Raw genomic sequence first — 13,111 nt, 5'->3', positions numbered from 1 at the left:
GAGCACACCATGTCGAACCACCATAGCTTAAATTATGTTGAATTTGCTGCTAAAGATTTAGCCGCAACAAAGGCATTTTTTCATCAGGTTTTTAAGTGGCAATTTACCGACTATGGCCCTGAATACACGGCCTTTAGCGCTGAATCAGCGGGCCTTGATGGCGGTTTTTATCAAGCCCCATTAACTAGCTTAACCAATAATGGCGGCGCGCTACTGGTGCTTTATTCAAATAATATTAAAGAGACTCAAGCACAGGTAGAAAAACACGGCGGCACAATTATTAAGTCCTTGTTTGATTTTCCTGGAGGCTGTCGTTTTCACTTCACAGAGCCAAGTGGTAATGAGTTAGCAGTTTGGTCAAAGCAAGCATAGATCATCTTTTTACTAACTTATGAGTACTCAATCATTATTAGAACAAGTTAGTAAATGCGTGATCTGCGAACCTCATTTACCACTCGGAGCGCGGCCCGTTATTCAGTTTAATCCACAGGCTCGCATTTTAATTGCTGGTCAAGCACCGGGAATTAAAGTACATGAAAGTGGCAAACCTTTTAATGATGCAAGCGGGCAAAGGCTTCGTTCTTGGCTTGGTGTAACAAGCGATGAGTTTTACGATGAGCGCAATTTTGCTATCTTGCCGATGGGCTTTTGTTACCCGGGCAAAGGAAAATCAGGTGATTTACCGCCAAGAAAAGAGTGCGCGATTGCATGGCGTGAAAAGCTCTTAGCGCAACTAAATAATATTGAGCTCACCATTATCTTAGGTAAGTACGCGCAGGCATATCATTTACCCCACACTAAGCAGCTACCCTTAACTGAGTTAGTAAAATCGTGGCGTGAATATTGGCCAAATTACTTGCCACTTCCTCACCCAAGCCCTCGCAATAATATCTGGCTAAAGAAAAATCCGTGGTTTGAGCAACAAGTATTGCCTGAGCTTAGTAGTAAAATACGTGCAATTTTAGCAAGGTAAAAAATGGAAAATAACTTTTTTGCTGAAAACGGCTACTACCATGTAAAGGGCCTTTACACAGAGAGTGAGCTTAGCAAGGTAAGGGCAATTCTCAATAAATTTCATCATCACTGGTTGCAAGAAAACCAATCTTTTTACCAATCCAGAGGGATTAATAGCTCAGGTTTGACTGGTGCTGCATGTTTAAGTATTGAGGAAAAGTTTACTCTTTTTGAGTTTGTCAGCGCCAACACACTATTGAAACAGGTTAAGGGCATTGTTGCTGAGCCCCAGTTTATGAATACTCAACTATTCTTTAACCCTTACAACCCTAAACAGGCAAATTATTGGCATCGCGATATGCAGTATCACTTAGAGCTTGATGCGCAAAAGGCCGCTCTTAGCGGCCCTGAAGTGTTACATTGCCGCGTTGCTTTTGAAGATGAACCGGGAATAGAACTAATACCAGGCAGTCATAAAAACTGGGATTCTGATGAAGAGTTAACAGTTAGATTAGAACAGCAGGGCGCTCGAAATAGTGACTCACTAACTCGTGGTAAAAGTGTAGCACTCAAAAAAGGTGACTTACTCATATTTTCGGCAAATATGATCCATCGGGGCTTGTACGGTATGAATCGTTTTGCCCTAGATATTTTGTACTTTGAACGTCACCCAAGCCTTAATGAATTTGTACAAACTGGATTTTTACCAACTGCACAACAAAAGCAGCATCTAAAAAACGCTATGGTATTCAAGTAAGCATAAAAAAAGCGGCTCACTCGCCGCTTTCTTTATTTGATAGTGCTGTTACTGCAACATTGCGAACAGTTCTTTTAACTGCGGCATATACTGCTTAACTAAGTTAACGTTACTTTCGCTAACATCTGCTGTTGCAGTACTTGCTTTAACACCTTCTAAAGCACCTGCCATTGAGCGAGTACCCGCATCAGATGATGATGCCGTAAGGCTTTGTAAACCACTCATTGCTTGGTTTACACGTTGCTTGTTCTCTTCTGACATACCCGCTTTAAGGTTTTCTAAATACGCCATTGATACCTCTGAGCCAACAGTAACTAACTGCTCTGGCGTGAAACCATATTGTTTGGTAAGGGCTTCGAACTCAGTATAAAGCTCATGCTTTTTGATGTGACCCAGCGCATCCATAACTGACGAACTGTCAACACCATCAGAACTACCTAGCATACCACCAAGGTTTACAGTATCTAACTCAGATTGGCTTTGTGACCAATTAACGACTGCAGGAAGGGCTTTAATGTAACGCTGTAGCTGATTTTCAGAAATATCTTCTGCGAAGCTAGAAAAACTCATCGCAAGTAGGCTCATAGAAATAAATAGTGCTTTCATCGTGATCTCCTTTCTTTCAAAATGGTTAGCAACCGGCGCAAATAGTCGAGCTATTATGTTTAGCCAATTACAAATGTTACAATACCTTTTTTACCATAGCTAACTGAACCTGATGTTAATTATTTCTAATACCGTCACAATTGATGAATGGGAACTCGACTTTAGTGCGATCCGCTCGCAAGGCGCAGGCGGGCAGAACGTCAATAAAGTAGCTACAGCTATTCATCTTCGTTTTGATATTAATCGCTCAAAGTTACCTGACTTTTACAAACAACGTTTACTTAATTTAAATGATTCTCGAATTACAAAAGAGGGCGTTATTGTCATAAAGTCGCAAAGTCATCGCACGCAAGAAATGAACAAAGAAGATGCGCTTAATCGTTTGAAAGAATTAATCATTAATGCAACACAAATACAAAAGAAACGAAGAGCAACAAAACCAAGTAAAAGTTCTCAGAGAAAGCGCATGGACTCTAAAACAAAAAGAGGACAAACAAAAGCATTAAGAAAAAATGTAAAATTCTAACTTTCACATCAGAAGAACGTGTCAAAAATAAGCAGAACTGTAAAGAAGTGTAACTTGTTAACAAAGTTAATTGATGGTTAATCCTGCTGCGTCTATAATAGTAATACAATTTCACTGCTAATTAAGGAGCCGGGTATGGGCCAGAAATCACGCATTGTTGCCGCTGCAATGATAACGCTGTCAGCTTTGCCTATGTCGAGTTTTGCTGTAGATTCATGGCAAGCCGGAAGCGCGTATCCGCAAGGTAGTGAAACCTGTTATAACGAAATTCTTTATAAAGCCAGATGGTGGGCAACCCCAGGAGAAGAGCCGGGCAGTTCACAATGGGGCGCTTGGGTTGCAGATGTCGCCTCAAAAACGTGTGTACAGAGTGTCGTAAAAAAACAAGACGATTTACTTAAGTCTTTACCCACGATTTTCGAACCAAATAACAATAAAAAAGGGAGTTCTGATTAACTCCCTTTTTTAATCTTTAATCAAACGTGTGATGCCTAGTTATTGCAAAGCGATTTAAGATGTGATGCATTATATACACCGCACATAAGCTCAATAGTATGGCCACAGACACCGACGAAAAACGATAGAGCGCACTGTAAACCAGATCTTGCCCCGGCCCTAATGACTGGCCAAACAAAATACCAAATGTGGTGATAATACCAAAGCCAACACCCGGAATACCGCCACCAATTATGTGATAACGACTAAAGATAAAGGTCAAAATCCACAGAATTAACGCAGGAAATATCAAAATATCTGTATGGTTATACAAAAATAACTGTGCCACTAACGCTAAGTTACAACCAATTAAGGTGCCTATCGCGCGCTGCCATGCAGCCATACCTGCCGCTTTCCAGCACAATGAAAACAATATCAGTACCGAGGCCGCTTGAGCAGAGATAGAATCTTGTAAATCAAATACCTGAAATACAACAAATGATAAAGTCGCTACGGTTGAACAAAGTAAGACTTCATGGCGCACACTTTCTTTTGCTTTCTCTGGCATTACCCGACCTTGGCGTGGTGCAACATCAGGGAATAAACCATGCATTAGCATCGAAAACAGCACAGTAACCACAACGGCAACAGCGTTACTAATGATCAGCGGATAAATACTGACACCACCGCCGGTGTAGGTCGAAAAATGCAATTGAATCGACAAGCTCACCACGGTTGTGGCGCCAAATAGAAAGTTAGCACCACGGCTCATTTGATAAAACAAAAAGGCAAAGGCTATAAAGCTCATCATTGTCATTACAACAGGCAAGTGTGCAAACAATCCTTGTACAACCAATACAAATAGCGCACTGAACACCGCGCCTGCGTAAAACTGACGAATAATATGCATGTTAAGCACAGGCACTAAACCAAGCAGTAGCATAGGGTAAACAGTGAAAAAGATGCCATTCGGCCAGTTCATCAATTTTGCCAGTGAAAACCCTAATGCTGAGCCCGTAGCAATGCGTAGCGCTTGGGGTAAGCCATTACCATCGAGTTGCAATACAGACATAACTCACCCAGCCTTAGTAAATGAAGTGCAGAACACTAATGAAGCGAATTTGCATGCTTGCAAACCAGCTGCCAATACTAGAGTCAGGCAGAAGTTGGACAGTTGCACGCGCACCACTTGGAAATTTTGCCAGCATCTGGTGTTCATCTAGCTGAATATGGATACGTTGACGCTGTGCATCTCGTACCCAACGGTTACTGCTTTCAGTGGCACTGAGTAAACCGTTAGCATTAAGCTGGCCATCACTCACACCCGCTTCAAAACTAACAATTTTGCCTGTAAACACTTTGCCCGGTAGCGCATCAAAGCTGACTTTTGCAGTGCTACCAACTTGTACGTGAACTAAAGACTTTTCACGAAAATCAGCCACTAAATCAGCTTTATTAGCAACAATCGCCATTAACGGCTGGCCCTTATTAGCATAAGTACCCGGTGTTACTTGTAAGTTTGCAGTTTTACCGTCGGTATCGGCTTTCACAGTGATGTACGACAGATTTAGTTTCGCTTGTTCAAGCTGGTTTTGAGCATGGCGAAGCGCTAAATTGTCATCCCCTATTTTACCGCGCGCTAATTTAGCCTCGCTGAGCTGTGCTTCAATTGCAGCCACATTCGCTTTGCTTGATTGATAGTTCGCATTGATTGTTTCGTACTCTTGCTCTGAAATAGAACGTTTTTTCAATAGCGACTCACCGCGTTCGAACAGTAATGTTTGCTCATGTAGCTTAGCTTGAGCAGCAGCAAGTTGTGCTTCTATTGCCTTCACACTGCTATCTAAACGTTGGTTTTGTAGTTTTGCATCATCATAAGCAAGTTCAGCTTGTTGAACGGCAAGCTCAAACGGCTCGTCGTTAATCTTAAACAAGGCTTGCTGTTTTTCGACAGCTTGATTGTTGGTCACTAATACGTCAGTCACGCGACCACTTACTTGCGGGGTCACTTGCACGACAGGGTGATAAACACGAGCCTGCGGTGTGACAGGCATATACAAATCGGCAATCACAAAATATAAAAATAAAACAATAAAACCCGCTAAAGAGATTTTAACGTAACGGGCAAACTTTTGATCTGGTGTCATAACGTTACTTATCTCCTGAATAATGACGGATACACTGACGGGCGTTTTGCTCCATCTGAATTAAACCATGCGCCATGGTATCGAGTTGCTCAGTGGTTAAATCAGCATAAAGATGCTGTTTCACATCGGCAATAATCACCTGCAATGTGTCTAACAATTGTAGACCTTGCTCAGTGAAGTACAGACGTTTACTGCGTTTATCTTCAGCATCAGCTTTACGAGCAATAATCTCTTGCTGCTCAAGCTGCTTAATAGTGCGAGTTAGTGAAGGCATTTCAATGCCTAAGCTATTTGCTAACTCTTGTTGCGTACAACCTTGGTTTAGATGAAACAGGTGCATCATCGCGGTCCAGCGAGATTGGGTAAGACCCAAAGGCTCAACCGCCAAAGTGACAGCATCGCGACATAAACGATGCACACGGCCCATACTGCCGCATAATGTTAAATCAAGAGTTTCGTGAAAAGGGGGAGTGGAAGACATGATGCGCTCCATTTACTTAGCATGCTAACTATTTTAATGTAGTTAGCATGCTAAGTAAATATTAGTGCAATTAATAAAATAGATAGCTGTGTTCGATAAAAGCGAACAACTGCAAAAGTTATCTACCTAACCACATTATTTAGCAATTAACTCTTTGATATGGCTTTCATAGAGGTCTAATTTATCAGCTACAAAGCCTGTGTGTTGGAACCTGACTACGCCTTCTTTATCGATTAAAAAGCTGCTCGGCATCCCTTTGAGTTGATATTGCTTGCCAATAACAGCGTCTGGGTCGTAAATAATATTAAAGTTCACTGCAAACTCAGTTAAAAAAGCATCGGCATCACTGCGCTCAACATCAATGTTTACAGCAATTACTTTAAGCCCTTGCTGTTGATACTTGCTCTGCATGGCTATAAACCAAGGAAACGAGCGTCGACACGGGCTGCACCAAGACGCCCAGAAATCGAGTAACACGACTTGCCCTTTGTATTGATTCAATAGTTTAGACAACTGCTGCTGACTTGCAGCTAAAGGTGGGGGGGAAGGGTGCTCTGCCATAGCAGCAGAGCTCGTAATTAAAAGAAATGCAATTAAGGCGTATTTGATCATTGGTAATTTAATAAATTCGCTGGTGAATATTGGTCAGTGAGCACCTTAGTATCCGCTGGCCAATCTTGATTACCCTTAGTATAAAACAAATGCTCGCTGAGTAACTGCAAATCAACATCGTAAGGGGTTAACTTATTTGCGAGTTTGTTGACGCGTTCGGCTAACTGTTGCTGGCTAGGCATAGTCTCGAAGCCAGCTAAAATAATGCGATTAGAGTTTTCATCGGTCACAACATTAACAAAGTCACCAAACACATCGAAGTAAGTTGCCGACTCATGCTGGTACAATTTACTCGATGAAAAAGTATTTGCCGCGACAATTCCGCCATCAGCTAAAACACTTTTTACTTCCGCAAAAAATTCCTTAGTGAGAAGGTGCTCAGGGATATAATCGCCGTTAAAGGCATCAAGAATAATCCAATCGTACTTTTGTTTTTTAAGTGCGGCACGTTTAATAAAAATACGGCCATCTTGCACCTTAGACGTTACGTTATCAGTTTCTACAAAGCTAAAATAATCACGGGCAACTTTTATTACCGCGGGATCAATTTCGACATTTTCGATATGAGCGCTAGGGTAAAGCTCATGAATGGTATTAGAGAGTGAACCTCCCCCTAAACCTATGATCAGTACATTTTGAGGGTTATCAATAAATAGTAAGCTTGCAAACGTCATTTTGGTGTAATTAAACACCAGCTTTTTAGGCTCACTCTTATACATACAACTTTGCGTGCTTTTACGGGTTTTTTCGTTAAATTTTAAACACAGTAAATCGCCAGACTTCTCCACTAAAATATTTCGATAAAGCGAACGCTCTTTATGTATTACTTCGGCTAAGCTGCTAAAAGGCAATGTCATGATCAAACAAAGTGTTAAGACTCTAAACATACAGTACGCTCCTTCGTTTTTATTTGACTAACAGCAATAGCAAGCAAACCAAGCGCGCCTAATACCGCTGCAAAGGTTTTAATGATGTCGTTAACATCAAACGCTAACACCATATAAAAAGAGGTAATAATCGTGCCAAGGGCGCTTCCTAGGGTGCTCACAAAATACAAACCACCGGCAACCTGACCACTTTTTTCATGATCGGTAACCAATAATCGCACTGAGTAAGGTGAGATCATGCCGAGTATTGTTGTAGGGATAAAAAACAACGCCGTTGATGCCAGCAACGAGCCGTAACGACTGTCTTCAATATGGGTGAAAATAAAGGTCATAATTGGCTCAGCAAACAATACTATTGGCACTACCATAATGCTTGCTACAAAGAAAATGAGACCATATTTAGTTAACGAAGGATTGCGGGTTGAGAGCTTACCGCCAAGTAAATAGCCGAAAGATAAGCTCAACATAAATACAGTGATAATACTGCCCCATATATGCACACTGCTACCAAAGTACGGCGCTAAAATTCGCCCGCCTAAAAGCTCAATTCCCATAATACAAAAGCCGCTACTAAAGGCTAAAAAGTAGATAAGCGCATTGATTTTATTCATTAAACACCCGCTGATTTTGTTGTTATTTTACCCATCTTAACCTGATGCAGATAAGGATGCCATGACTGTTTTTTAAGCTGTAAAGGCCGTTGACAAAATATAGTTTTTTTAAAATAAATAATTAAAAAGGCTAGGTTAAAGTACGCATGCTCTGGTATTTTACTGGGAACAAAATAAGCAAGGAAAAATGCAATGGATCAGCAAGTAACGAAGATCAATATAGACAACCCAACAACTTTATTTGGCCTCAAAGTTCGCACCAGCAATATGAAAGAAATGAGTGGGGAAGGTGCCAAAATCGCTGGCTTATGGCAGCAATTTTACACAGACATAGCGCCAAATTTAACGCCATCTAGCCAAGTTTATGGCGTGTATACTCATTATGAATCTGATGTCACAGGAGAGTTTGATGTATTTGCATGTACTGACATGCAAGTCACGTCATCAGAGGTAGAACAAACTACACTCGCTACAGGTAACTATCTTCGCTTTAGCGGCAAAGGTGCAATGCCACAAACCGTTATCGATGTTTGGGGCCAAGTTTGGCAGTACTTTAGTAATGAACAGTGCCCGCATATTCGAGCATATAAAACTGACTATGAGTTTTATAAAAGCAGTGAAGAAGTTGAAGTATTCATTTCAGTTGAATAACGCCAAACCCTATTTTTAGTGTAAAGCCCCATTACAGATAAAGCCGCTTATTGCGGCTTTATCTGTAATGGGGCTTATTGCGGCTTTTTCTTTGCTAAAAGGTATATTAATCTTTGTTGTTATCTTCAAGAATAAGATTCTTTAAAATGGGTCGTACAACGACCAAGATTAAAGTAATGAGTACTATCGCGGCCGTTATTATGCGAACTAATCGGAGAAACCATTCAGTTTGATGAATAGGCCTATTTTCCTTTGCTTCTTGTGATTCAAGTAAGGCACATGCTTGCGGTATTGAACTAAATGTATCTTTATTTGGATAATCAAAGACGAAACCTACTTTAGCAAGTGCTAGCCTTGCTTGGTCTGAATGAAGAACATCAACGTACAAAATATGATTTTTAATATCAGCCTTGTAAGGGATCTCTTCAACGTCCAGTACATCAACTATCTTGACGGCATTGACTAAGCGCATATCTTGTACCAAAGGCCGGTATTCAGGAGCTCGAGACCATATAATTACAAATATAGCGAATACCAAGGATAAGCATAATAACCCCCACAAGGTGTAACGCTTAGGCAGAAACTCTAATATATGCGGCGGTTTATTGCTCATTATGACTTCCAATTCAATAAGTTAACTTTCATAATATAAAAGTTTTGATACGTAAAAAAGTAGTTATATACAAATAACCATCATTTAAGTTACTGTGGTTTAGTAACTTTTAGTCACCAATAAGGATGTTGTTGTGTATAAATTACTACTCTTTGCCAGCCTATTTCTCGCTGTTTTTTCTACCAGCGCAGCGAAAATTATCGATGATGAACACGTCATAAAAGAAACAGACTGCTTTACAGGTATCTTTGCTGACTATGATTCGTGGCATCAATTTATTGCGCAAAAGAATAAACGCAAAGCTAAAAACGAAGAAGCATACTTAAAGCGCATTAAAGCCTTTGAAGAAACCTTTCCACAAGATATGTTCGATAACTTTAAAACAAATTTAACCTGCCATAATTTTAAATATCAGGTCGATGATGTTGAGGTGCTTGGTTATATCATCAAACCTAAAGTCATCAAGAATAAGCTACCTGTGTTAATTTATAACCGCGGCGGTAACGGTAATTTTGGCAGTGTTTATTTTGCTGCAATGATGCGCAATTTATTTCCTTTAGCAGAGCAAGGTTTTGTGGTTATCGGCAGCCAATACCACGGTACATCAGCTAAAAATGATGACTTAGATGAATTTGGTGGCAGAGATGTTAACGACGTACTTGCGCTTATTGATTTTATTCCGCACATAGCAAGTGCAGATGAAAACCGTATTGGTATGTTAGGAGTAAGTAGAGGCGGCATGCAAACCCACCTTGCCATGCAACACACAAACAAGGTTAAAGCCATTGCAACCATTGCGGGGGCGACCGATTTAGTCAAAGAGCTTACGTTTAGACCTAACATGGAAAAAAACGTGTATGTGCGTCGTATTCCCAATTATAAAGAGAACAAACAAGCAGAGCTTGAAGCACGCTCCGTGATGAACTGGGTTGATAAGCTATCGCCTAAAGTGCCCATATTACTTATTCATGGCAGTGACGATAAACGAGTATCGGTCGATAACTCAATTCAATTTGCCAAAGCGCTAGATAAGTATCATATCCCCCATAAACTTGTGGTGTATGAAGGTGATAACCACTTTTTAATGAACCATAAAGAACAACTTGAATCAGAGCTAGTTAATTGGTTTAACACCTATTTGTAACTTTGTTTTGAAAGTAAAAAGGGCTAAATAAGGCCCTTTTCATTACACGCTTCGCTCGATAATCCAATAACTCGCAGCCGCCATTGCCAGCACAGATAATGTAATTCGAATAGCACTATAAAAATAAGTTCTGGCAAGCATTGCTAGCACGGGTACTACGCAAATAACGATCAGCAACTGCACAGTTTCAATACCCAGATTAAATGCAACCAATGCAACGATAATAGCCTGAGTATCAAACCCCATATGGCTCATTTCAATCGCGAATGCTTGCCCATGGATAAGCCCAAAAATAAATGCTATCCACATAGCTGACTGCGAAACAATCGGCCTGATTGCATTCAACGCCGAAACTAAAATAGAGGTCGCTACCAAAATCTCAATTGGCTATGCAGGAAATGAAATATACCCGAGCGTCGTCAGGGCTAACGTTAATGAGTGTCCGAGTGTAAAAAAGGTGACAATTTTAGCTACAGATATAACACATTGGCGCACAGGTGCCACTGATTGCCAGCGCTTATTGGCACTAACAAGAGGGGCTGGCAAAATTAAGCACAGTAAAAACAGCAAGTGATCTATACCGGCTGCAATATGGCTCATACCATTTAAAAACATCAGCTTAAACTGAGACCATGCAGTGATTTTTTCAGGCTCTATGAATAAGGTTTCGCGCTGATAGCGGATCAGGCCTATGGTTGCTATGTCTTGGCTTGCTTTAAGTACTTCATGCATATCGTTGCGATACGAAACATAAATTTTGTGAGTAACAACTCGGTGTAAAATGGCATTGTAATGCAAAGAAAAACCGCTGTTATCAAAATTATCTGGTTTGATAAAGTGCATTTTCATTACCATGAACAGTACGTTATCAAATTCATGAATAGCAAAATCATCAACCTTTTGCGCTGTTAACGGCTGAGAATTTTGTGTTGTGATACTCACATGTGTTTGCATGTAGTCTTGTAAAGCCGAGAAATTAACCTTCTTTAAATCATCATTTTGTGAAGGAAATAGGCTTTCATCAGCTAAACGTAATTGATCGAGGGGTAAATAAATTTCGAGTTCAATCTGTGCTTTATGTGTATCAATAAACACAGCACTCGTTGAAGCAGAATGAGCAAAGGCTTTTGTACAAAAGAGGCTGACCAAAAAGGTCAGCCCAAATAGGAGATTAATTACTGTTTTCATGGCTTATAAATTATTACCATAATCCCAGCTCTTATCCCTGAACATTGTATGGTAATGAGTTTCATCACTGATAATCACCCCATTTTGACACGCCACCTCAATCCAAAGGTTAGGGCCATCAATACGCATATAAGTCCCGGCAACATCCACATCAACACCTGCCGATTCAGTGCCAGCCCAAGCAATATAGGTATCTGCATAAGCAGAACTCGTTACATAGCTAAGCGTTAAGTTTTCAACCACTTCTTCAGGGTAGTCGTTGATCCACTGCTCAATTGCCGCTGTAACCAATGCTTGTTGATCCTGCGTTAAACTTGAAACAAGCAACCCTTTGCGATTATCACCTGTAGGGTAATCAGTTGGTAACGTACCACTTCCATTATCTGGACCTACTAATACATCAGAATAGCTTTCACCGCTTAAGTAGGCTTCTTCAAGTTCTGATTCACTTAACGAATCAAACATAGCAACGAGGGCGTCACCTTCATCAGCAAGTGGAGCATAGCTTGCTGAGTCTATTTCAAAGCTGACTTTAGGTTCAGTACCAATATGGTTTGGCACAGGGTAACCGTCACCATTTAAATAAGTAATGTTATAAGCTAAGTGGTGACCACCTAACTGCAACATCCAGTCACCGCTCACATCTGGGTCGCCAAAAAACGCTAGATAATATTTACCAGATGAGTAAGCAGAACCGCCACCTAGCTCATTTAAGTAATCATCCGCAGCAATAGTACCTAAGAAATCTTGGTAGCCATCATCACTCAGTGCCGCTCTTGCAACCATCATCGCCGCTTCAAGTGATTCATCGTCTAATGCGCCAAGTTCAATACCATTACGACTTACATTGCCCGTCGGTAAGTTTGACCACACAGTTCTTGCTTCAGAGTCTGAGTAATCAAGCTGTAAATCAGCAAGTTCATCTTCATCTAATGTGTCGATTAATGCATTTGCAGCACATACCAGTGATTCAAGGCTGGTATCAAGCTCACAGTCGCCTAAACTGATATCGCTGAAATCACTGACACTAAGTGAGCCTGAACTGCTATCACTACCGCTGCTATCATCGCCACTATCGTCACTTCCGCTGTTATCAGAACCACTGCTATCACTGCTACTATCGCTTGTCGATGTATCTGTATCTGATGACGATGATGAGTCACTGTCACCACAGGCAGCTAAGTTTGCTAATAACGCAAGCACTACCAATGATTGAAAAAAGTTTTTTCCTAATTTCATAACCAAATTCCCTACATGAATTATTGATTAAAAAATTACCATATAGCCAAGATTGAAAAGTGTAGAAAATGTGTAGATCAACAAGCAGATTATGGGGTTTTATTCATGAATTAAGCCCATCTAATGAAGCCTAAGGTCTAGTTTCATACTTTTAAATTGGTGCGAGTTATTTTGTGTTGCTCAATGCGAGTAGCCCAAAAAGTATCGCTTTTTATCTGTAACGGGGGTTTACAGTTTGCATAAAAAAAACCGCAGCTTAA

The 13,111-nt window shown here is 40.6% G+C and carries 16 protein-coding genes and 1 pseudogene; 7 read left to right on the top strand and 10 right to left on the bottom strand.

Annotated features, from left to right (window positions below; all coding sequences use genetic code 11):
• The first annotated feature begins 9 nt into the window (after positions 1-9).
• The 3 genes from AN394_RS08460 to AN394_RS08450 are packed head-to-tail and all read left to right on the top strand — an operon-like array spanning position 10 to position 1,711.
• Complete coding sequence (locus AN394_RS08460; RefSeq protein ID WP_054563131.1) at positions 10-372, top strand: VOC family protein; 363 nt, start codon at positions 10-12, stop codon at positions 370-372.
• 19 nt (positions 373-391) lie between these two features.
• The gene (locus AN394_RS08455; protein WP_054563130.1) at positions 392-973 is read left to right on the top strand and encodes a uracil-DNA glycosylase family protein; all 582 of its coding nucleotides are present in this window, start codon (positions 392-394) and stop codon (positions 971-973) included.
• Between the two features lie 3 nt (positions 974-976).
• Entirely contained in the window at positions 977-1,711 is a 735-nt protein-coding gene (locus tag AN394_RS08450) for a phytanoyl-CoA dioxygenase family protein (protein ID WP_054563129.1), read from the top strand.
• A 48-nt stretch (positions 1,712-1,759) separates the two neighbouring features.
• Here the strand turns inward: AN394_RS08450 and AN394_RS08445 are convergent, their stop codons facing one another.
• Positions 1,760-2,317, bottom strand: a complete 558-nt coding sequence (locus tag AN394_RS08445; protein WP_054563128.1) for a hypothetical protein — start codon at positions 2,315-2,317, stop codon at positions 1,760-1,762.
• Between the two features lie 112 nt (positions 2,318-2,429).
• On the opposite strand from AN394_RS08445, the gene arfB reads away from it, so the two are divergent.
• Both arfB and AN394_RS08435 read left to right on the top strand, forming a co-directional pair.
• Positions 2,430-2,843: an alternative ribosome rescue aminoacyl-tRNA hydrolase ArfB gene (gene arfB, locus AN394_RS08440; protein ID WP_054563127.1), complete on the top strand. Its 414-nt coding sequence runs from the start codon at positions 2,430-2,432 to the stop codon at positions 2,841-2,843.
• Between the two features lie 135 nt (positions 2,844-2,978).
• Positions 2,979-3,299 (top strand): hypothetical protein, encoded by a 321-nt coding sequence (locus tag AN394_RS08435; protein WP_054563126.1) that lies wholly within the window; start codon positions 2,979-2,981, stop codon positions 3,297-3,299.
• Positions 3,300-3,315: 16 nt separating this feature from the next.
• Here the strand turns inward: AN394_RS08435 and AN394_RS08430 are convergent, their stop codons facing one another.
• From AN394_RS08430 to AN394_RS08405, 6 genes are all read right to left on the bottom strand, one after another.
• Entirely contained in the window at positions 3,316-4,350 is a 1,035-nt protein-coding gene (locus AN394_RS08430; protein WP_055021238.1) for a DUF2955 domain-containing protein, read from the bottom strand.
• 13 nt (positions 4,351-4,363) lie between these two features.
• The gene (locus AN394_RS08425; RefSeq protein WP_055021237.1) at positions 4,364-5,425 is read right to left on the bottom strand and encodes an HlyD family secretion protein; all 1,062 of its coding nucleotides are present in this window, start codon (positions 5,423-5,425) and stop codon (positions 4,364-4,366) included.
• Positions 5,426-5,429: 4 nt separating this feature from the next.
• The gene (locus tag AN394_RS08420) at positions 5,430-5,906 is read right to left on the bottom strand and encodes a MarR family winged helix-turn-helix transcriptional regulator (protein ID WP_054553355.1); all 477 of its coding nucleotides are present in this window, start codon (positions 5,904-5,906) and stop codon (positions 5,430-5,432) included.
• A gap of 135 nt (positions 5,907-6,041) precedes the next feature.
• Positions 6,042-6,467 (bottom strand): TlpA disulfide reductase family protein, encoded by a 426-nt coding sequence (locus AN394_RS08415; RefSeq protein WP_055021257.1) that lies wholly within the window; start codon positions 6,465-6,467, stop codon positions 6,042-6,044.
• Between the two features lie 47 nt (positions 6,468-6,514).
• Positions 6,515-7,405, bottom strand: coding sequence for a spermidine synthase (locus AN394_RS08410; protein ID WP_054563123.1), 891 nt, complete (start codon positions 7,403-7,405; stop codon positions 6,515-6,517).
• On the bottom strand, positions 7,390-8,016 hold the full coding sequence (locus AN394_RS08405) for a fused MFS/spermidine synthase (protein WP_054563122.1): 627 nt from the start codon (positions 8,014-8,016) through the stop codon (positions 7,390-7,392). The genes AN394_RS08410 and AN394_RS08405 overlap by 16 nt, the downstream gene beginning before the upstream one ends.
• A gap of 192 nt (positions 8,017-8,208) precedes the next feature.
• Between AN394_RS08405 and AN394_RS08400 the strand changes: the two genes are divergently transcribed.
• Positions 8,209-8,667 (top strand): GyrI-like domain-containing protein, encoded by a 459-nt coding sequence (locus tag AN394_RS08400; protein ID WP_054563121.1) that lies wholly within the window; start codon positions 8,209-8,211, stop codon positions 8,665-8,667.
• Between the two features lie 106 nt (positions 8,668-8,773).
• Here AN394_RS08400 and AN394_RS08395 read toward each other — a convergent pair whose 3' ends face one another.
• Entirely contained in the window at positions 8,774-9,280 is a 507-nt protein-coding gene (locus tag AN394_RS08395; protein ID WP_054563120.1) for a hypothetical protein, read from the bottom strand.
• Positions 9,281-9,413: 133 nt separating this feature from the next.
• Between AN394_RS08395 and AN394_RS08390 the strand changes: the two genes are divergently transcribed.
• A complete protein-coding gene (locus AN394_RS08390; RefSeq protein WP_055021236.1) occupies positions 9,414-10,424 on the top strand; it encodes a S9 family peptidase in 1,011 nt (336 codons plus the stop codon).
• Positions 10,425-10,466: 42 nt separating this feature from the next.
• On the opposite strand, the pseudogene AN394_RS22285 reads toward AN394_RS08390, so the two are convergent.
• Positions 10,467-11,267: pseudogene (locus AN394_RS22285) on the bottom strand (HupE/UreJ family protein).
• Between the two features lie 348 nt (positions 11,268-11,615).
• Positions 11,616-12,851 carry a DUF3500 domain-containing protein gene (locus AN394_RS08375; protein WP_054563117.1) on the bottom strand — a complete coding sequence of 412 codons (1,236 nt, stop codon included), beginning with the start codon at positions 12,849-12,851 and terminating at the stop codon, positions 11,616-11,618.
• Between the last annotated feature and the right edge of the window lie 260 nt (positions 12,852-13,111).

The sequence above is a fragment of the Pseudoalteromonas sp. P1-26 genome (genome assembly GCF_001401795.1).
Lineage (GTDB): Bacteria > Pseudomonadota > Gammaproteobacteria > Enterobacterales > Alteromonadaceae > Pseudoalteromonas.
This window is presented reverse-complemented; position numbering and strand designations above follow the sequence as displayed.